Genomic DNA, 19,255 nt, shown 5'->3' with positions numbered 1-19,255 from the left:
CGCGTCGGCGGCCGTTCCTACATCAAGACCGTGTGGTGATCGCCCACTCGCTGGAGTCGGTGTTGCTGGTGGTGGCCGACGGCATGGGCGGGCACTTGCAGGGCGAGGTGGCGGCCCAGATCGCCATCGATCTGATGAGCGAGTTGTTCTACCAGCAGGCCACGCCATCGCTGAGCCATCCCAACCGCTTTCTGGTCAACGCCATCAGTTCGGCCCATCAGGCGATTCTCGATTACGCCACCGAGCATCACCTGCCGGAGGTGCCCAGCACCACGGTGGTGGCGGCGGTGATCCAGCAGGACATGCTGTACTGGTGCCACGTCGGCGATTCCCGGCTGTACCTGCTGGACAACAGCGGCCTGCGGTTGCGCTCACGGGATCACTCGCAGGTACAGCGGCTGATCGACCAGGGGCTGTTGACCGAGGAAGGGGCGCGTACCCACCCTGACCGCAACAAGATCTACAACTGTCTGGGTGCCTCATCCGACCCGGACATCGACATCGGCGAGCGCCAGCTGCTGTTTCCAGGGGCCTCGGTACTGCTCTGTTCCGATGGGCTGTGGTCGCAGATCCAGGACGCCGAGCTGACCAAGGTGTTTGTCGGCCGTGCGGTGAGCCAGGTGCTGCCGGCGCTGATGAACGTGGCGGAGCGGCGTGGCGGACGGCACGGCGACAATCTGTCGGCGGTGGCGGTGACGCTGCTGGACGAGGCGCTCGACGTCAGCCAGCGCAGCGATGTACTGGATACCCACATGGCACTGAGCCGGCGCCGTTCGTCGACGCCGGCGCGGGTACAGGAAGAGGAGATGCATCGTGAAATCCTGGCTAGCCGGCCGGATAAACCCGTGTGAGAACCAGTTCCCGATCTTGCTGCGCATCCCTGATCGGGGCTCATGTGCTGCTCGAAATCCTCATGGACCCCAGTCCATTCCGGTTTCTGTGCTGCTCTTCACCCCGCTGAGGGCTGCTCGCGACAGATCGTGAACAGGTTCTGAGGGGGAGCGGGGTATAATCTCCGTTTTGACGTCAACGGATTGTGACCATGCGACCTTCTTCCCGCCCCAACGATGCCCTGCGCCGGGTGACTTTAACCCGCGGCTATACCAAGCATGCCGAAGGCTCGGTTCTGGTCGAGTTCGGCGACACCAAGGTGATCTGCACCGCCAGCGTCGACGAGAGCGTGCCGGGTTTCCTCAAGGGCAAGGGCCAGGGCTGGGTGACCGCGGAGTATGGCATGCTGCCGCGCTCCACCGGCAGCCGCATGCGGCGCGAGGCGGCCAGCGGCAAGCAGTCCGGGCGTACCCAGGAGATTCAGCGCCTGATCGGCCGCAGCCTGCGTGCGGTGGTCGACCTGGGCAAGCTGGGCGAGCGCCAGATCCAGATCGACTGCGACGTGATCCAGGCCGACGGCGGCACACGTACCGCCAGCATCACCGGCGCCTTCGTCGCGCTGCACGACGCCATCAGCGGCCTGATCGCGCAGGGCAAGCTGCAGGAAAGCCCGATCCGCGATTTCGTGGCGGCGGTGTCGGTCGGCGTGTTCGAGGGGCGCCCGGTGCTAGACCTCGACTACCTCGAGGACTCCGCCTGCGAGACCGACATGAATGTGGTGATGACCGGCAGCGGCCATTTTGTCGAGGTGCAGGGCACCGCCGAGGGGGTGCCGTTCAGCCGCGCCGAACTGGACGCCATGCTGCGCCTGGCCGAGCAGGGCGTGGGCGAGCTGATCGCGATACAGAAGGCGGCCCTGGCCGGCTAGAGCCGAGACAGCGATGGACAGAGCTATTTGGGGCCCGCGAGGAAGCGGCGCAGGGCCGGCTGGAAGCTGGGGGTCGACAGTGCCATGTTGTCGGCGCGGTAGCGCCAGCGCGCGTCCGGCGCCGAGCTCTGGATGGCGATAAGCCGTGGCTGGCCGGCAACCTCAAGCAGCAGCGGCGAGCCGCTGTCGCCCGGCAGCGTATCGCAACGGTGGGCGAGGCGGCCGTCGGCCTCGAGCCGGGTGGCGCGGCAGTGGCGGTGCAGCATCAGTCGGTCGGGGTAATCTTCCGGGTAACCGGCCTGGCTGACGCGCCAGTGGGCTTGGGTTAGAGCCCGGCGTAAGGCGGCGCGGTTGCCGTCGAACGGCGCGACGGTGTGTTCTGCCGCGAGCAGGGGCGCGGCGAGCCGGACGAAGGCGAAGTCGTAGCGTGCCATGGCGGGCGGGACGATCAGGTCGTCCCCCTGGCGGATCAGCCCGCGCAACAGGCGCCGGTCGAGCCAGACGCGGCTGGCGGCGGCGTGACGGGCGCTGTTCCTGCCGTCCAGCGCCAGGGTGAAGCGTCGCGCCGGATCGAGCCGGCCGTGGGGGCCGACGAAGCAGTGCCCGGCAGTGAGTGCCACGTCGGGGGCGACCAGCGTGGCGGTGCACAGGTTGCCCGAGGCGGTTTCGAGCTGGCCGATGGCTTGCCAGGGGCCGTGGTCCGGGTGCACGCGTACCCGGTCGTCGTGGCCGAAGAACAGGGTGCGCCGTTCCGCGCTCAGGGGGCCGGCGCCGGCGGCGGGAATCAGGCTGGCGAGCAGCAGGGCGGTCAGCAGTCGGGTAGACATGGCGATCCAATGCGAAACGGGGCGCCGTGGCGCCCCGTTGTGCTGGGTTGGAGCAGGCAGAGGCCTGTTCCGGCTTAGTTAGCCGCAGCCGGCTTCTTCACCATCACTTTGTGATGCTTGTGGTGCTTGACGATCTTGTGATGCTTTTTCAGCGCCTGGGCTTTTTGTGCCGGAGCGGAAGCGGCTTTTTTCTCAACCATCGGCTTTTTCGTGGCCTTCTTGGCGCGCGACTTGTGAATCTTCTTCACGGCCGGTTTGGCTGCCGGTTTCATCGCGGCCTTGGCGGCCGGAGCGGAGGCTTCGGCTTTCACCGCCGGGGATGCCGGGGTGACCGGGGTGGCGGCGAAGCTGCCGATCGAGGTCAGGCCGAAGGCGGCGGAGAGGGCGAGCAGGGTCAGCTTTTTCATGGTGATACTCCTTGTGGAACCGTGAGGGTTCGAGTCTGTCGTGGTCTCGGTTGGCTGTGGGGGCCTTCCATGAGTTGTATCCTAGGCGCGCCCGTTTCCGGCGTCTGTGAGTGGAATGTTTCCCTGTGTAACGCTATGTACGCCCGCCGCGCCGGGCCAGCGCAGCACGAAGCGGGCGCCGCCCAGCGGGCTGTCTTCGATGCCGAGCGTGCCTTGATGCGCGCGCGCGATGCCCTGCACGATGGAAAGCCCGAGGCCGTGCCCGCCGCTGTCGCGGCCGCGGCTCTGGTCGAGGCGCACGAACGGCTCCAGCACGCGCTCGCGCTCCTCCGCCGGGATGCCGGGGCCGTCGTCGTCGACGCGCAGGCAGTAGCCGTTGCCGTCCTGTTCCAGCTGCACGCGCACCGTGCGCTGGGCGTAGCGGCGCGCGTTGCTGAGCAGGTTGTCGAGGGCGCGTGACAGCAGGTAGCGGTCGCCCTCCAGCTCGATCTCGCCGCGGCTGTCGTCGCGCCAGTCGATGCCGCTGGCCAAGGGCGCCTGTTCGGCCAACCTTTCGGCCACCCATTCCCGGGCGTCGAAGCGACTCAGCGTCAGCGGTACTTGCGGACGGTCGAGACGCGCGTGCAGCAGTAGTTCCTGCAGCAGCGAGTCGATGGCGGCAAGGTCGCGTTCGATGGCCTGGCGCGGCGGGCTGTCCGGGTCGCCCTCCAGCAGCGCCAGGCGGTAGCGCAGCCGCGCCAGCGGCGTGCGCAGCTCGTGCGCGACGGCGTCGATCAGCGCCTTGCGCCCGGCCAGCAGCGCGCCGATGCTGTCGGCCATGCGGTTGAACGCCTCGCCCACGCGGCGTACCCCGGAGCCCGGCGGCAACTGCACCCGCGCGCTGAGGTCGCCTTCGGCCAGGCGCACGGCGGTCTGCTCCAGCTGCATCAGCTGGTTCCAGTGCGGGCGCAGCCACAGCAACACCGGGATGCCGAGCGACAGGCCGACCAGCAGCAGCAGCACGTAATCCACCCACTTGAGCTGGTGCAGGAAGAACAGGTAGCGCAACGGGCCCGCCACCAGCAGGAAGTTGCTGTTGGGGATGCGCTGCAGGAACAGGAAGTTGTCTTCCAGCATCACGATCTCGCCGCGTGCCAGCGCGGCGCGGGCGTCGTCGTCCAGGGTGTAGGCGGCGTCGCCCTCGATGCGCAGCGGGAAGGTCAGGCCGTGGTCGAACTCTTCCAGCGTTTCGCTCCACATCTCCGGCGGCACGCCCTTGAGTTCGCTCTGGATCATCGACAGCGAGGCGCCCAGGAGGTCGGACAGGTAGCGCTCGCCGACCTTGTCCACCGCCTGCTTGTAGACCACGCCCACCAGCAGCACGCCGCCGAGAAAGCACGCCATCAGCATCAGGTAGAACTGCACGAACAGGCGGCGCATGGTTCAGTTCCAGCCGGCCGGGGCGAACAGATAGCCCTTGTTGCGAACGGTCTTGATGCGGAAGGGCTCGGCGGGGTTGTCGCCGAGCTTCTTGCGCAGCCGCGAGATGGCGACGTCGATGCTGCGGTCCAGCCCGTCGTATTCCATGCCGCGCATCTCCTTGAACAGCACTTCGCGGTCCAGGATTTCGCCGGCGTGGCTGGCCAGCAGCCACAGCAGGTCGAAGTCGGCGGTGGAGAGGGGGACGTGCTCACTGGCCAGCGTCACTTCGCGGCTGATCGGGTCGATGCTGAGCTGGCCGAACTGCTTGCGCGTCATGGCGGCCGGCGTTTCGGCGGCGGCGGCCGGGCGGTGCTGGCGCAACTGGGCGCGCAGGCGCGCCGCCAGCACCGCCGGCGGCGTGGTTTTCAGGATGTAGTCGTTGGCGCCCAGCTCCAGGCCGAGGATTTGCTGCATGTCGCTGTCGAGCGAGGTCAGCATCACGATCGGGCCGGCGAAGGTGGGGCGCAGTTCGCGGCACAGCGTCAGGCCGTCCTTGCCGGGCAGCATGATGTCGAGCAAGACCAGGTCGGGTTGGGCGGCGGCGATGGCGGCGAGCGCGGTGTCGCCGCGCGGCTCGATCTGCACTTCCATGTCGTGGCGCGACAGGAAGTCGCGGATCAGCTCGGCCAGTTCGGCGTCGTCTTCGACAAAAACCAGGCGGTAGTTCATGGGCATTCAGCGAGGGGATGGGGATGGCTGGCAGTATCGTCCTTGTTCCGGCTGTTCTCAAGCTGGCGCCGGTGGCGGCGTGGCGCGGCGGCGGGCTCGGGGGCCGGCGGGATTGGTGCTGGGGCGGAGGGCGTCGTTCCAGGCTTCGGCCAACCTTGGAGGGGGCGGAGGTAAAAAAGCGGGCCACCGGACAGTGGCCCGCAACACCGTGGCGGGTGGTTCGGAGCGCGCCGCTTCAGGAGTACAGCTTCAGCAGCGTCGACTTCAGTTCGGTGTACTTCTCCAGCGCGTGAAGCGACTTGTCGCGGCCGTTGCCGGACTGCTTGTAGCCGCCGAACGGCAGGTTCTGGTCGCCGCCCTCGTCGTAGCAGTTGATCCACACCGTGCCGGCGCGCAAGGCGCGGGCGAGGCGGTGGGCGCGGCTGACGTCGCGCGTCCACACCGCGGCGGCGAGGCCGTAGTCGCTGTCGTTGGCGATGGCGACCGCCTCGTCTGCCGTGTCGAACGGGATCACGGCGCACACCGGGCCGAAGATCTCCTCGCGCGCGATGCGCGCGTCGGGCGTGGTCTCGAACGCGGTGGGGACGATGTAGTAGCCGGTGTCGGTGTGCACGGCGTGGCCGCCGAAGGCCAGTTTGGCTTCCTGCTTGCCGATGGCGATGTAGTCCAGCACGCGGCGGTACTGCGCCTCGTCGACGATCGCGCCCATGCCGGTGGAGGGATTGAGCGGGTCGCCCGGGCGGTAGCCCTCGGCGGCCTGCTTCAGTTCCGCCATGAAGGCGTCGTAGACGCCGCGCTGCACCAGCACGCGCGAGCCGGCCGAGCACATCTCGCCCTGGTTGAAGAAGATGCCGCCGGCGGCGGCGCGCGCCGCCTGGGCGACGTCCGGGCAGTCGTCGAGCACGATGTTCGGCGATTTTCCGCCCAACTCCAGCCACACCCGCTTCAGGTTCGATTCCGCCGCGCACGCCATGATGCGCTTGCCGACCGAGGTGGAGCCGGTGAAGGCGAGGCAGTCGACATCCCTGTGCAGCGCCAGCAGGCGGCCGGTCTCGCCGGCGCCGGGCAGCACGTTGAACACGCCGTCGGGGATGCCGGCCTGTTGCGCCAGCGCGGCGATGCGGATCGCGGTGAGCGGGGATTTTTCCGACGGTTTGAGCAGTAGCGAGTTGCCGGCGGCGAGCGCCGGAGCGAACTTCCAGCTCGCCATCAACAGCGGGAAGTTCCACGGCACCACCGCGGCCACCACGCCGATCGGCTCGCGCGTGACGGTGCCGTGCAGGTTCGGCGCCAGCGGGGGCACTTCGCCGCCGACCTTGTCGATCGCTTCGGCGAACCACTGCACGCAGTAGGCCGTGCCGGCGACGTCGACGCCCAGCGCATCGGCGATCGGCTTGCCGGTGTCCAGGGTCTCCAGCAGCGCCAGCTCGTCGGCGTGCTCGCGGATCAGTGCGGCGAACTTCAGCAGCACGGTCTTGCGTTGCAACGGCGCGAGGCCCGACCAGCGGCCGTCCTCGAAGGCGGCACGCGCCGCGGCCACGGCCCGGTCAACGTCCGCGGCGCCGCACTCGGCGATGTCGGCCAGGGTCTGTTTGTTGGCCGGGTTGACGGTGGCGAAGGTCTTGCCGTCGGCGGCGGCGACGTACGCGCCGTCGATGAAGGCGCGGCCCTCGAAGACCTGGCGCGCGGCCAGCGCTTGCCATTGCTCGTGGGTGAGGCGGGGCATAACACGTTCTCCTAAGTAGCGCGCCAGCCGCCGCCCCGGATCAGAAGTTGGCCGGCGTGTTGGCGCTGATGATTTCGGCCTCGTCCTGGCCGATGTTGCGGAAGCGGTGCGGCAGCGTGCTCGGGAAGTAGTAACCGTCGCCGGCGTGCAGCACGTTGACCTGGCCGTCGATGGTCAATTCGACGGTGCCGCGCACCACGATTCCACATTCCTCGCCTTCGCTGTGCGTGATCGCCTCCGGGCCGGTATCGGCGCCCGGCGCGTACAGCTCGCGCAGCATGCGCATCTGGCGGTCCTGCACGGTGGCGCCGACCAGCAACAGGCGCAGACCGTTGTTGCCGAGGTCGGGCTGTTCGCCCGGCCGGAACACGTAGCGGTTTTCACGCGGCGGCTCGTCGAAGGTGAAGAAATCCGCCAGCGACATCGGGATGCCCTCGAGCAGCTTTACCAGCGAGCTGACCGACGGGCTGACCCGGTTCTGTTCGATCAGGGAGATCGTGGCGTTGGTGACGCCAGCCCGTTTTGCCAGCTCCCGTTGCGACAGCTTGTAGCGTTCGCGCACCAGCTTGAGTCGTGGTCCGATGTCCATGTTGTTTCCGAATGTTGATAATAATTGACGGCTTGTGTCAAATTATTTTTGACGATGTCGCCGAGGCGTAATGGGCCGGCAAAGTATATCACAACCCGCTTATCGCTTGTTGTGGTGCACAAATTTGACGCTATGCAGCACTGAAACGGGGCGTGAAAGGTGTGGCAACGATGGTGGTTAGGGAGGTGTGTAAAAATTTAATTGACGGTGCTTGTCAATTATATTTAACGAGCTTAGACTGAATTTAGCCCGATACGGCGTTCCGCCTGTCGGAACATGCCGCACCCACCCAAGGAGCACCCGATGCAGAACCGTTCGATCCGCCGCTTCGCCCCGCTCGCCGCCCGTGCCGCCGCCGCCGGCATGCGCCGCGCCGCTGCGTGGTGTCTGGCGCATGGTGCGAGTGGCGCGCGGCTGGCGCCGGGCGTTCTGGCGGAGTACCTGATTCACGCTCGCCGTGTGTTTGCGGCGGCGTTCACTGATCTCCTCTGTGCGGTGCCCTCTTTGGGCGCCGCTTTTTTTATTCCCGCAACGCTGCAAAGGAGGCGCGCCGCCGTGTGACGGCGAGCGTGCGATCGCGATGAAACACCCTGTCATCGGAATTCCCTGCTGTCGCTGGTGGCTCAAGGAGTCCCAGTTCTTCCACCTGGTCGGCGAGAAGTACGTCCGCGCCGCGGTCGGTGCCGGCGGTCTGCCGCTGCTGCTGCCGGCATTGGGCGAGGCGACGCCGCTCGAACAAATGCTCGAGCTGGTCGACGGCCTGTTGTTCACCGGCAGCCCGTCCAACATCGAGCCGCACCACTACGGCGCGGCCAGCGTCGACGGCGACTTCAACGACCCCGAGCGCGACGCCACCACGCTGCCGCTGATTCGCGCCGCGATCGACGCCGGGGTGCCGGTGTTAGGCATCTGCCGCGGCTTCCAGGAAATCAACGTCGCACTCGGCGGCACCCTGCACCGCAAGGTGCACGAGGAGCCGGGCATGAGCGACCACCGCGACCCGGGCGGCACGCTCGACGAGATGTATGCGCTGGCGCACCCGGTGCGCTTCGTCGACGGCGGCGTGCTGCAGGCCCTCACTGGGCGGAGTGAGGCCCAGGTCAATTCGCTGCACGGACAGGGCATCGCCCGCCTGGCGCCGGCGCTTCAAGCCGAGGCGCATGCCCCGGACGGGCTGGTCGAGGCGTTCAGCGTCAAGGGCGCGCGCGGCTTCGCGCTCGCCGTGCAGTGGCATCCGGAGTGGCAGTACCAGGACAACCCCCTGTCGCTGGCCATTCTCGAAGCGTTTGGCAAGGCTTGCGCCGCCCGTCGGGATCGACGCGGCTGAGACTTGCCCCAACACCCAAAAACTGAATCGCTACAAAGGAGGCAACCATGAGCGTTCTGAGCGAATGGCTGCGAGAACACCGAATTACCGAAGTCGAATGCGTGATCCCTGATTTCACCGGCATCGCGCGCGGCAAGATCGTGCCGAAAGAGAAATTCAGCGAAGATGAGGGCATGCGCCTGCCCGAGATAGTGCTGGTGCAGACCGTGACCGGCGAGTACGCCGAGGGCATTTCCGCCGATACCGATCCGGACATGGTGCTGGTGCCGGACCCCAACACCATCCGCCTGGTGCCGTGGGCCAAGGACCCGGTGGCGCAGGTGATCCACGACTGCTTCCACTTCGACGGCTCGCCGGTCGAGCAGTCGCCGCGCCACATCCTGCGCCGCGTGCTCAAGCTGTACGAGGACAGGGGCTGGGAGCCGGTGGTGGCGCCCGAGATGGAGTTCTACATCGTCGACGTCAACCGCGACCCGGACCTGCCGCTGCAGCCGCCGATCGGCCGTACCGGTCGCCCGGAAACCGGGCGCAAGGCGTACTCGATCGACGCCGTCAACGAGTACGACGACCTGTTCGAGGAGATCTACGACTTCTGCGACGCGCAGAACCTGGCGATCGACACCCTGATCCACGAGGTCGGCGCCTGCCAGATGGAAATCAACTTCCTGCACGGCAACCCGCTCGATCTGGCCGACCAGGTGTTCCTGTTCAAGCGCACCGTGCGCGAGGCGGCGATCCGCCACAACATGTACGCCACCTTCATGGCCAAGCCGATGGAGAGCGAGCCGGGCTCGGCGATGCACATCCACATGAGCGTGGTCGACAAGCACACTGGCAAGAACGTGTTCTCCAACGCTGACGGCAGCCCGAGCGAGGCGTTCTTCCACAGCATCGGCGGCATGCAGAAGTACTTCCCGCAGGTGATCGCGCTGTTCGCGCCGTTCGTCAACAGCTACCGCCGCCTGGTGCGCCACACCGCCGCGCCGATCAACGTGCAGTGGGGCTACGACAACCGCACCTGCGGCATCCGCGTGCCGCACTCCGGCCCGGCCGGGCGCCGCATCGAGAACCGCCTGCCCGGCGTCGACTGCAACCCGTACATCGCGCTCGCCGCGACGCTGGCCTGCGCCTGGCTCGGCATCGTCGAGCGGCAGCAGCCGAGCGAGCCGCTAACCGGCGATGCCTACGGCCTGCCGTTCGCCTTCCCGCGCGGCCTCGACGAGGCGATCACCCAGTTGCAGTACTGCAAGCCGATCACCGAGGTGCTGGGCGAGAACTTCGTCAAGGCGTTCTGCGCCGTGAAGGAAGCCGAATACATCGAATACGCCCGCGTGATCAGCCCGTGGGAACGCAAGTTCCTGCTGCTGCACGTGTAAGAACGAGAAGGAGCGAATCATGAATCTGACCCCGAATGTCGTCGAAGTCCGTCCCGTTGAACAACGCAAGGCTGGCCAGCGCAGCACGCGCGAGTGGCAGGCGCTGGATGCCGCGCACCATTTCCACCCGTTCTCCGACGCCGCCGCGCTCAAGCAGCAGGGCAGTCGCGTGATCACCCACGCCGACGGCGTCTACCTGTGGGATTCGGACGGCAACAAGATCTTCGACGCCATGTCCGGCCTGTGGTGCGTCAACATCGGCTACGGCCGCGAAGAGTTGGCCGAAGCCGCGTACCGACAGATGCGCGAGCTGCCGTTCTACAACACCTTCTTCAAGACCACCCACCCGCCGGTGGTGGAACTGTCGGCGCTGCTGGCCGAGATCGCCCCGGACGGCTTCAACCACGTGTTCTATACCAACTCGGGCTCCGAGGGGAATGACACCGTGATCCGCATGGTGCGCCACTACTGGGCGAGCCTGGGCCAGCCGCAGAAGAAGACCATCATCTCGCGCATCAACGGCTACCACGGCTCCACCATCGGCGGCGCCAGCCTGGGCGGCATGACGTACATGCACGAGCAGGGTGACCTGCCGATCCCGGGTATCGCGCACATCGAGCAGCCCTACTGGTACGCCAACGGCGGCGACCTGACGCCCGAGGAGTACGGCCTCAAGGCGGCGTGCGAACTGGAGAAGAAGATTCTGGAGCTGGGCGTCGAGAACGTCGCCGCCTTCATTGGCGAGCCGGTGCAGGGCGCGGGCGGCATCATCATCCCGCCGGCCACCTACTGGCCCGAGATCCAGCGCATCTGCGACCAGTACGGCATCCTGCTGATCGCCGACGAGGTGATCTGCGGCTTCGGCCGTACCGGCCATTGGTTCGGCAGCCAGTACTACGGCATCCGCCCGCACCTGATGACCATCGCCAAGGGGCTGTCCTCGGGCTACCAGCCGATCGGCGGCGTACTGGTGCACGACACCGTCGCCAAGGTCATCGCCGAGTCGGGCGACTTCAACCATGGCTTCACCTACTCGGGCCATCCGGTGGCCTGCGCCGTGGCCGCCGAGAACCTGAGGATCCTCAAGAACGAACGCATCATCGACAAGATGCGCGAGGACGTCATGCCGTACGCCCACCAGCTGTGGCACAACGCCTTCGACGACCACCCGCTGGTCGACGACGTGCGCACCCTGGGCTTCTTCTTCGCCGTGACCCTGGTCGAGGACAAGGCCCGCCGCCAGCGCTTCGCCAACGGCGGCGAGCTGGCGCTGCGCTGCCGCGATATCTGTTTCCAGAACAACCTGGTGATGCGGGCGACCGGCGACAGCATGATCTCGGCGCCGCCGCTCACCATGACCCGTGCCGAGGCCAGGGAATTCGTCAGCCTCGCCAAGAAGTGTCTCGACCAGCTCGCGCGCGAACTCGGTCGTCTGTAACCGCGGTCGGAGCGGGCCGCCCACACCATCGATAACAGACGGCCCCTCCGATTCGCCTGCGTGTCTACATAGGAGAAAACCATGCGTCAACGCATGATCAACGTCATCGCTGCCGGGGTGCTGGCAGCGGCCGCCGTACCGGCCTTCGCCAACGGCAAGGTGCTCAACATCTACAACTGGTCGGACTACATCGCGCCGGACACGGTGAAGAACTTCGAGAAGGAAACCGGCATCAAGGTGCGTTACGACGTCTACGACTCGAACGAGGTGCTGCAGGCCAAGATCCTCACCGGCCGTTCCGGCTACGACATCGTGGTGCCGACCAACGCCTTCCTCGCCAAGCAGATCAAGGCCGGCGTCTACCAGCCGCTCAACAAGGCCAAGCTCGCCAACTACAAGAACCTCGACCCGGACGTGCTGGCGCAGGCCACCAAGTTCGACCCCAACAACGCCTACGCCGTACCGTACTTCTACGGCATCAACACCCTGGCGATCAATGCCGGCAAGGTCAAGGCGGCCTTGGGCTCGACCCCGCTGCCCGCCAACGAGTGGGACCTGCTGTTCAAGCCCGAGTACGTCTCCAAGCTGAAGTCTTGCGGCGTGTCGGTGCTCGACAGCCCGGCCGAGGCGCTGCCGATCGCCGCGCATTACCTGGGCAAGAACCCCAACAGCAACGCCGACGCCGACTGGCAGGCTTCGGCCAACCTGTTCAAGCAGATCCGCCCCTACATCACACGCTTCTCCTCATCGGGCTACATCAACGAACTGGCCAACGGCTCGCTGTGCCTGGTGCTGGGCTACGGCGGCGACCTCAACATCGCCAAGCGCCGCGCCGAGGAGGCCAAGAACGGCCAGGTGCTGCGCGTGCTGGCGCCCAAGTCCGGCGTGATGCTGTGGATGGACAGCATGGCGATTCCGAAGGACGCCGAGAACGTCGACAACGCGCTCGCCTTCATCAACTACGTGATGCGCCCCGAGGTGGCCGCCGCCAACGCCAAGGCCGTGAGCTACGCCACTCCGAACAAGGCCGCCAAGGGCCAGATCGAGAACAAGTTCCTGTACGACGCCTCGATCTACCCGACCACCGAAATCCAGCAGAAGAGCTTCATCCAGCTGCCGCTCGAGGCCAAGACCCAGCGCCTGCAGACCCGTCTCTGGACCGAAGTGAAAACCCGTAAGTGAGCTGAAGATGCGGCCGCCCGCGCGCCGGGCGGCCAACTCGGAGGGGAAGAATCGTGAACATGGCTGAATCGTCCTTGCACCAGGCCGCCAAGACGGCCGGTGCCAAGTCCTACCTGCAAATCGTCGACGTCGTGAAGAAATTCGGCGACAACACCGTCGTCGACCACATCAACCTGTCGATCGCGAAGAACGACATCTTCGCGCTGTTGGGCAGCTCTGGCTGCGGCAAGTCGACGCTGCTGCGCATGCTCGCCGGCATGGAAACGCCGACCTCGGGCAAGATCATCCTCGACGGCGAAGACATCACCGCCCTGGCGCCGTACGAGCGCCCGATTAATATGATGTTCCAGAGCTACGCGCTGTTCCCGCACATGACCGTGGCGCAGAACATCGCCTTCGGCCTGAAGCAGGACCGCTTGTCGCGCAGCGACATCGCCGAGCGCGTCGAACGCATGCTGGAACTGGTGCAGATGAAGAAGTACGCCCACCGCAAGCCCTACCAGCTCTCCGGTGGCCAGCAGCAGCGCGTCGCGCTGGCGCGTTCGCTCGCCAAGCGCCCGAAACTGCTGCTGCTCGATGAACCGCTGGGCGCGCTCGACAAGAAGCTCCGCCAGCAGACCCAGCTCGAACTGGTGAACATGATTGAGCAGGTCGGCGTGACCTGCATCATGGTGACGCACGACCAGGAAGAGGCCATGACCATGGCCGGGCGCATCGGCATCATGTCCGAAGGCCAGCTGCTGCAGGTCGCCACCCCGGGCGAAATCTACGAGCACCCCAACTGCCGCTTCACCGCGGAATTCATCGGCGAGACCAACCTGTTCGGCGGCCACGTGGTCGAGGACGAGCCGGACCACGTCTGCATCCACTCGATCGAACTGCCACGCCCGGTGCGCGTCGGCCACGGCATCACCGGCACCATGGGCATGCCGGTGTGGCTGTCGCTGCGTCCCGAACGCGTCGGGGTGTCGCGCCAGCAGCCGGTAGTCAGCGGCAACTGGGCGGCCGGCACGGTAGGCGACATCGCCTATCTCGGTGGTTTCTCGATCTTCCACGTGCGCCTCGACTCCGGCAAGGTGGTCAAGGCCAGCGTGCCTGCCACGCACTGGCGGGAAGAGGCGGCTCCGACCTGGAACGAGCCGGTATTCGTCAGCTGGACTGACAACGACGCCGTGGTGCTGACGCAATGATGAGCCGACTCCTTTCGCTGCGGGATTCCCGCGCAGCGGCGGCGCGCCCTGCGCGCCGGTCCGCCTGGTGGCAGCGAGCCCTGCCGCGTGGCCAATCGCTGGTGACGGCGATCCCCTACGGCTGGCTGCTGCTGTTCTTCCTGGTGCCGTTCCTGTTCGTGCTGCAGATCAGCTTCTCCGACGTCGAGATTGCGTCGCCGCCGTACCGGGCGCTGCTGTCGCGCGCCGAGGACGTGGTGAGCCTCGCGCTCAACTTCGGCAACTATCGGTACATCTTCGGCGACCCGCTGTACTTCGACGCCTACCTGAGCTCGCTGTACATGGCCGGGGTGACCACGCTGATCTGTCTGGTGGTGGGCTACCCCATCGCCTACACCATCGCGCGTGCGCCGGAGGCCAAGCGCAACACGCTGTTGATGCTGGTGATGCTGCCGTTCTGGACCTCGTTCCTGGTGCGCGTCTACGCCTGGATGGGGATTCTCGACAACGAGGGCCTGCTCAACCAGGCGTTGCTGGCGCTGGGGCTGATCGACGAGCCGCTGCAGCTGATGCACACCCAGCTCTCGGTGCAGATCGTGATGGTGTACGCCTACCTGCCGTTCATGATCCTGCCCTTGTTCTCCAACCTGGTGAAGCTCGACGGGCGTCTCTTGGAGGCTTCGGCCGACCTCGGCTGCCGGCCGTGGCAGACCTTCCTGCGCGTCACCCTGCCGCTCTCCAAGAACGGTGTGATCGCCGGCTCGATGCTGGTGTTCATCCCGGCGGTGGGGGAGTTCGTGATCCCGGAACTGGTCGGCACGCCCGAATCGCTGATGATCGGCAAGGTGCTGTGGATGGAGTTCTTCGACAACAACAACTGGCCGATGGCGGCGTCGGTGACCATCGTCATGGTGGCGCTGTTGATCGCGCCGATCATTTACCTGCACAAGCGCGAAGAGAAAGCGCTGGCACGGGCGGCCGCGCGCTAGGAGAGATGACATGCAAAGCAAAGACATCAGCGGTTTCGGCAAGCTCACGCTCGGCGCCGGGCTGGCTTTCCTGTACGTGCCGATCCTGATCCTCATCGTCTACTCGTTCAACGCCTCCAAGCTGGTGACGGTGTGGGCCAGCTTCTCGACGCACTGGTACGGGGTGCTGTTCAACGACGACGCGGTGATCTCGGCGTTCGGCCTCAGCCTCAAGATCGCGCTGTTCTCCAGCGCGATGAGCGTGGTGCTGGGCACCATCGCCGGCCTGGTGCTGGCGCGTTTCGGCCCGTTCAAGGGCAAGAGCCTGTTCGCCGGCATGCTCACCGCGCCGATGGTAATGCCCGAGGTGATCACCGGCCTGTCGATGCTGCTGTTGTTCGTCGAGATGCAGCAGTGGTTCGGCTTCCCGGCCGAGCGCGGCATGCTGACGATCTGGGTCGGCCACGTCACGCTGTGCATGGCCTACGTCACGGTGGTGATCCGCTCGCGCCTGGTGGAGATGGATCGCTCGGTGGAAGAGGCGGCGATGGACCTGGGCGCGCGCCCGTTCAAGATCTTCTTCCAGATCACGCTGCCGATCATCGCTCCGGCGATCGCGTCGAGCTTCCTGTTGGCGTTCACGTTGTCGATCGACGATCTGGTGATCACCGCCTTCCTGTCAGGGCCTGGCTCGACCACGCTGCCGCAGCTGATCTTCTCGCGCGTGCGCCTGGGGCTAAATCCGGAGATCAACGCGCTGGCCACCATGACGGTGCTGGTGGTCACGCTGCTGGTGGTCGGCGCCAACCGGATGATGGTGAAGGCGGAACGGCGCCGCGCCCGTCTCGCCGCCGCGGCCTGACGTCGTCTGACTGCCCGCGGCACGCTCTCGTCGCCGCGGGCTTTTTTATCGTCTTTGATAAGGAGGAGTCATGTTCGGGTCTTTGCAGTTTGCCGGTCAGGAACACGTCGATTCCTGGTACGCCGCCAGCGCCGGCCCGCTCGCGCCCAGGCCGCGCCTGAGCGAGTCGCTTTCGGCCGACGTGTGCGTGCTCGGCGCCGGCTACACCGGGTTGTCGGCCGCGCTGGAGCTGGCCGAACGCGGCTACCGCGTGGTGGTGCTGGAGGGCGCGCGGGTGGGGTGGGGCGCCTCCGGGCGCAACGGCGGCCAGGTGCTGTCCGACCTCGCCTGCGGCATGAATCCGGTGCGCGACGCCCTCGGCCAGGAGGCAGCGCGCGAGATATGGAACATGACGCGCGAGGCGGTCACCCTGGTGGGCGAGCGCTGTGCGAAGTACGCCATCGACGCCGATCTGGTGTGGGGCTATTTCCACGCCGCGCTCAAGGCGCGCCAGCTGCGCGAGCAGGCGGCCTGGCAGGAAGACGCGGCGCGCCACTACGGCTATGACCGCTTCCAGCTGATCGGCAAGGAGCGCCTGCCGGAGATGGTGAATTCGACGCGCTACGTCGGCGGCCTCTTCGAGCCCGATGCCGGCCACCTGCACCCGCTCAAGTACGCGCAGGGCCTGGCGCGCGCCGCCGAGGCCGCCGGGGTGCGCATCTTCGAGCACAGTGCGGTCGGCGAGATCGTGCCGGGTGCGACGGTGCGGGTGAAGGCCTGCCGGCACGAGGTGCGTGCCGAATCGCTGGTGCTGGCCGGCAACACCTACCTCGGCAAGATGGTGCCCGAGCTCGACAGCAAGATCATGCCGGTCGGGACCTACATCATCGCCACCGAGCACTTGGGTGAAGCACGCGCCCGTGAGCTGATCCCGCGCAACCTCGCGGTGTGCGACGCCAACTTCGTGCTCGACTACTTCCGCTGCACGCGCGACACCCGCCTGCTGTTCGGCGGCCGGGTCAGTTACACCGGCATGACGCCGCTGGGACTCCGGGACGCGATGCGCCGCAGTATGCTGAAGGTGTTTCCGAGTCTCGCCGACGTCAAAGTCGAGTACGACTGGGGCGGCTTCGTCGACATCACCATGAACCGTGCGCCGCACTTTGGCCGGCTGCGCCCGAACATCTTTTTCGCCCAGGGCTTCTCCGGCCACGGCGTGGCGCTCACCGGGCTGGCGGGACGGCTGATGGCCGAGGCGATTCACGGCGATCCCGAGCGCTTCGACCTGTTCGCACGCCTGTCGCATCGCCGCTTCCCGGGCGGCGCACTGCTGCGCACCCCGGCGCTGCTGATGGCTACCAGCTACTACCGCCTGCGCGACTGTCTGTAAGCAGTTTCCAAGCCACACTGGTCGAGCGTTCTGCGTCGGCCTTCGACGACAGGAGATCGGTTAGCGAGGCTAATGCCACGTGTCAGGACGCTTATCCGGACTTCCCGTGAGCCATATCGTCACTGATTCTGGTGACGCCGAGTGGTATGGCATCGTCGGGTTTGGTTAGCGTCGCTAACGGTTTTGCAGCAAGGACGCGGCGGCTACAAATCCCGCAAATTCAAGCGCTTGGTTTAAAAATTCCCTTACTGATTATGAGCTTGTATTGCGAGTGTCGAGAGCTACTATTCCATTGGCGACGACAAAATCATATTTGATGCCAATGTGCGTATGGCTCTACCGGCCCATTAAGAGGCGCTCGCCAGATGTGATCATCAATCATGAGGAGTTGCATCATGCAAGAAAAATCAAACGCGGAAACTGAAATCCACATCCTGTCGAAACAGGGTGGCAAGCCAATTACCATGACAGGCGATCTGACTTCGCTTCATGACAACCCGGGAAAAATCCACCAACTGCTGGATCTCCTCGAACTACCGAAAGGTACCGAGGTAAGAGTCATCACCAGGGCGGCTTCGGTCATTGTGCGCTGATGCAGTGGCCCTTGCACAAGGGCGCTTGTGCAGGGGCCACTCTCCCAGGTAGGAATGCTTCTTCCATGTACAACGGTGTATCCGGCAGTCTCATCGGCGGACAACTGAAAAAAGATGTTTCGGTGGTCTTTTCTGAGGACAAGGCGACAATCTCCTACGCTTTGTGGGAAGTGGCGCTGCCCATGGCTTGGGTGAAGTCACACCCGGTGATCGACGATCTGCTCCACCGGAAAATCGCCCGCGCCGAGGCGCTTGCCCACCCGGTGGCCGAACCTCTCGTGTCCTTGCTCAATGCCCAGGGCTGTTTTACTTCACCGCCCAAGCCTCGCTATTCGCTAAGGGAAGTGAAAGCCCTGTTTGATCCGCTTCGTTCCGAATGGTACGCCGCCTATTACGCGCATCCGGCCTGGCAACGTCTGCGCCATGGCCAAGCCAGCCGCAACGGCTTGCTCGCCTGGCTGATCCACAACTACCACATCTCGCGTGCGGCCGGCATTGTCGCGGCACGCATGGCCGCGCTCGGCAAGCATCCTGACTGGTCCACATTCTTCCGGCAGGACGCGTTGGAGGAGTATTGGCATTGCGATGCCTATTACTCGCTCGATACCCCCTTGTTGCATGATGTGGGGCCGGAGGAGATCAAAGCGTATCTGCCGCTGCCGTCATCATTGGCGTTTGAAGAGCACACGCTGCAAGTCGCCGAATCCGACCCCTTGGGCCATGTGCTGATTGCCTATTTTCAGGAGTCCAGCATCGCCTTCGAGAGCGACAGCGACGATTTTTATCAAACGGTGGAACAGCAGTACCAGGTACAAGGCTTATTCACCCCGTGGAAGCAGCACATCCAAATCGATGTGGAGCAAGAGCATGCCGATGGACTTGGCCAATTATTGGCGTCCGATGCCGAAGTGGACGCCGCGCAACTGGAGCGGGCATTGAGCCATGCCTGGTTGGCCTTCTACTTCTTGCGCAGCGGCCTTGATGACATCCTGCAGCAGGATGACTCTGGGCGGTTACAACTGAGACAGCCACCTGTGCCGGATGCCGGCCAAGATACCATGCTCGGATGCCTGGGGAGGCAGGTTCAGGCGATGGACATCTCTCCTCGGCTATCCGCCACGGACATGGCCCATCTCCACCATGGGCTTCATGCAAGTGCCTTTCGCGCGCTTGGCTTTGCGCGTGGCCACGACCAGCTCATCGCCTGCGGGCGATATGCGCAGAAACTCTCGCGCCGTTTGCCCGCAATGGATAAAACGCCTGCACCCGGGCCATGGTGTGTAGCCCTTGTCAATCATATGCAGGAGGCGGCGCATTGTCCGTCTACCTGGCTGATGCTGGCGAGCCTGCTGGCCGAACGCGTTCAGGATTTCAAGCTGGAGGGAGAGTGGGGTGCCGCGCTGGAGCGTGAGCTTGGCCGTACACTTGCGGTTCGCCGAGCGCCGGCCGCCCTGCTGCAACTGGATGAACTGATAGCTCGCTGCGCCGCGAACCACGATCGGGTACCGGCCAGTTTGCTCAATGTCTGAGCCT

Annotated in this window: 19 protein-coding genes; 13 read left to right on the top strand and 6 right to left on the bottom strand. The window is 65.6% G+C overall.

Going from position 1 to position 19,255, the window contains the following annotated elements:
• The first annotated feature begins 35 nt into the window (after nt 1-35).
• Both FURADRAFT_RS07305 and rph read left to right on the top strand, forming a co-directional pair.
• Nucleotides 36-851, top strand: coding sequence for a PP2C family protein-serine/threonine phosphatase (locus FURADRAFT_RS07305; protein WP_236261550.1), 816 nt, complete (start codon nt 36-38; stop codon nt 849-851).
• Between the two features lie 191 nt (nt 852-1,042).
• Entirely contained in the window at nt 1,043-1,759 is a 717-nt protein-coding gene (gene rph, locus FURADRAFT_RS07300; RefSeq protein WP_008953494.1) for a ribonuclease PH, read from the top strand.
• Between the two features lie 23 nt (nt 1,760-1,782).
• Here rph and FURADRAFT_RS07295 read toward each other — a convergent pair whose 3' ends face one another.
• From FURADRAFT_RS07295 to FURADRAFT_RS07270, 6 genes are all read right to left on the bottom strand, one after another.
• Nucleotides 1,783-2,586, bottom strand: a complete 804-nt coding sequence (locus tag FURADRAFT_RS07295) for a trypsin-like serine peptidase (RefSeq protein ID WP_008953493.1) — start codon at nt 2,584-2,586, stop codon at nt 1,783-1,785.
• Nucleotides 2,587-2,660: 74 nt separating this feature from the next.
• Entirely contained in the window at nt 2,661-2,993 is a 333-nt protein-coding gene (locus FURADRAFT_RS21240; protein ID WP_008953492.1) for a hypothetical protein, read from the bottom strand.
• 81 nt (nt 2,994-3,074) lie between these two features.
• Nucleotides 3,075-4,412, bottom strand: a complete 1,338-nt coding sequence (rstB, locus tag FURADRAFT_RS07285) for a two-component system sensor histidine kinase RstB (RefSeq protein WP_008953491.1) — start codon at nt 4,410-4,412, stop codon at nt 3,075-3,077.
• Between the two features lie 3 nt (nt 4,413-4,415).
• Nucleotides 4,416-5,123 carry a two-component system response regulator RstA gene (rstA, locus tag FURADRAFT_RS07280; RefSeq protein WP_008953490.1) on the bottom strand — a complete coding sequence of 236 codons (708 nt, stop codon included), beginning with the start codon at nt 5,121-5,123 and terminating at the stop codon, nt 4,416-4,418.
• 235 nt (nt 5,124-5,358) lie between these two features.
• On the bottom strand, nt 5,359-6,849 hold the full coding sequence (locus FURADRAFT_RS07275; protein ID WP_008953489.1) for an aldehyde dehydrogenase: 1,491 nt from the start codon (nt 6,847-6,849) through the stop codon (nt 5,359-5,361).
• Nucleotides 6,850-6,889: 40 nt separating this feature from the next.
• On the bottom strand, nt 6,890-7,438 hold the full coding sequence (locus FURADRAFT_RS07270; RefSeq protein ID WP_008953488.1) for a cupin domain-containing protein: 549 nt from the start codon (nt 7,436-7,438) through the stop codon (nt 6,890-6,892).
• Between the two features lie 303 nt (nt 7,439-7,741).
• On the opposite strand from FURADRAFT_RS07270, the gene FURADRAFT_RS07265 reads away from it, so the two are divergent.
• From FURADRAFT_RS07265 to FURADRAFT_RS07215, 11 genes are all read left to right on the top strand, one after another.
• Nucleotides 7,742-7,999 carry a hypothetical protein gene (locus FURADRAFT_RS07265; protein ID WP_008953487.1) on the top strand — a complete coding sequence of 86 codons (258 nt, stop codon included), beginning with the start codon at nt 7,742-7,744 and terminating at the stop codon, nt 7,997-7,999.
• A gap of 19 nt (nt 8,000-8,018) precedes the next feature.
• Entirely contained in the window at nt 8,019-8,765 is a 747-nt protein-coding gene (locus tag FURADRAFT_RS07260; RefSeq protein ID WP_008953486.1) for a gamma-glutamyl-gamma-aminobutyrate hydrolase family protein, read from the top strand.
• Nucleotides 8,766-8,812: 47 nt separating this feature from the next.
• On the top strand, nt 8,813-10,141 hold the full coding sequence (locus FURADRAFT_RS07255; protein ID WP_008953485.1) for a glutamine synthetase family protein: 1,329 nt from the start codon (nt 8,813-8,815) through the stop codon (nt 10,139-10,141).
• Nucleotides 10,142-10,160: 19 nt separating this feature from the next.
• Complete coding sequence (locus tag FURADRAFT_RS07250) at nt 10,161-11,579, top strand: aspartate aminotransferase family protein (RefSeq protein ID WP_008953484.1); 1,419 nt, start codon at nt 10,161-10,163, stop codon at nt 11,577-11,579.
• Between the two features lie 81 nt (nt 11,580-11,660).
• Nucleotides 11,661-12,761, top strand: coding sequence for a polyamine ABC transporter substrate-binding protein (locus FURADRAFT_RS07245; protein ID WP_008953483.1), 1,101 nt, complete (start codon nt 11,661-11,663; stop codon nt 12,759-12,761).
• A 59-nt stretch (nt 12,762-12,820) separates the two neighbouring features.
• On the top strand, nt 12,821-13,951 hold the full coding sequence (locus FURADRAFT_RS07240) for an ABC transporter ATP-binding protein (protein WP_008953482.1): 1,131 nt from the start codon (nt 12,821-12,823) through the stop codon (nt 13,949-13,951).
• The gene (locus FURADRAFT_RS07235) at nt 13,948-14,919 is read left to right on the top strand and encodes an ABC transporter permease subunit (protein ID WP_008953481.1); all 972 of its coding nucleotides are present in this window, start codon (nt 13,948-13,950) and stop codon (nt 14,917-14,919) included. Before FURADRAFT_RS07240 ends, FURADRAFT_RS07235 begins: the two co-directional genes overlap by 4 nt.
• 10 nt (nt 14,920-14,929) lie before the next feature.
• The gene (locus FURADRAFT_RS07230; RefSeq protein WP_008953480.1) at nt 14,930-15,760 is read left to right on the top strand and encodes an ABC transporter permease subunit; all 831 of its coding nucleotides are present in this window, start codon (nt 14,930-14,932) and stop codon (nt 15,758-15,760) included.
• Between the two features lie 70 nt (nt 15,761-15,830).
• Nucleotides 15,831-17,129, top strand: a complete 1,299-nt coding sequence (locus FURADRAFT_RS07225; RefSeq protein WP_008953479.1) for an NAD(P)/FAD-dependent oxidoreductase — start codon at nt 15,831-15,833, stop codon at nt 17,127-17,129.
• 395 nt (nt 17,130-17,524) lie between these two features.
• Nucleotides 17,525-17,722, top strand: a complete 198-nt coding sequence (locus FURADRAFT_RS07220) for a hypothetical protein (protein WP_008953478.1) — start codon at nt 17,525-17,527, stop codon at nt 17,720-17,722.
• A 65-nt stretch (nt 17,723-17,787) separates the two neighbouring features.
• Nucleotides 17,788-19,251: a hypothetical protein gene (locus FURADRAFT_RS07215; RefSeq protein ID WP_008953477.1), complete on the top strand. Its 1,464-nt coding sequence runs from the start codon at nt 17,788-17,790 to the stop codon at nt 19,249-19,251.
• Nucleotides 19,252-19,255: the final 4 nt, after the last annotated feature.

It is taken from the genome of Pseudogulbenkiania ferrooxidans 2002 (assembly GCF_000174355.1).
GTDB classification, from domain to species: Bacteria; Pseudomonadota; Gammaproteobacteria; order Burkholderiales; family Chromobacteriaceae; genus Pseudogulbenkiania; species Pseudogulbenkiania ferrooxidans.
The sequence above is the reverse complement of the archived record's forward strand: the minus strand, read 5'-3'. Positions and strand labels throughout refer to the sequence as shown.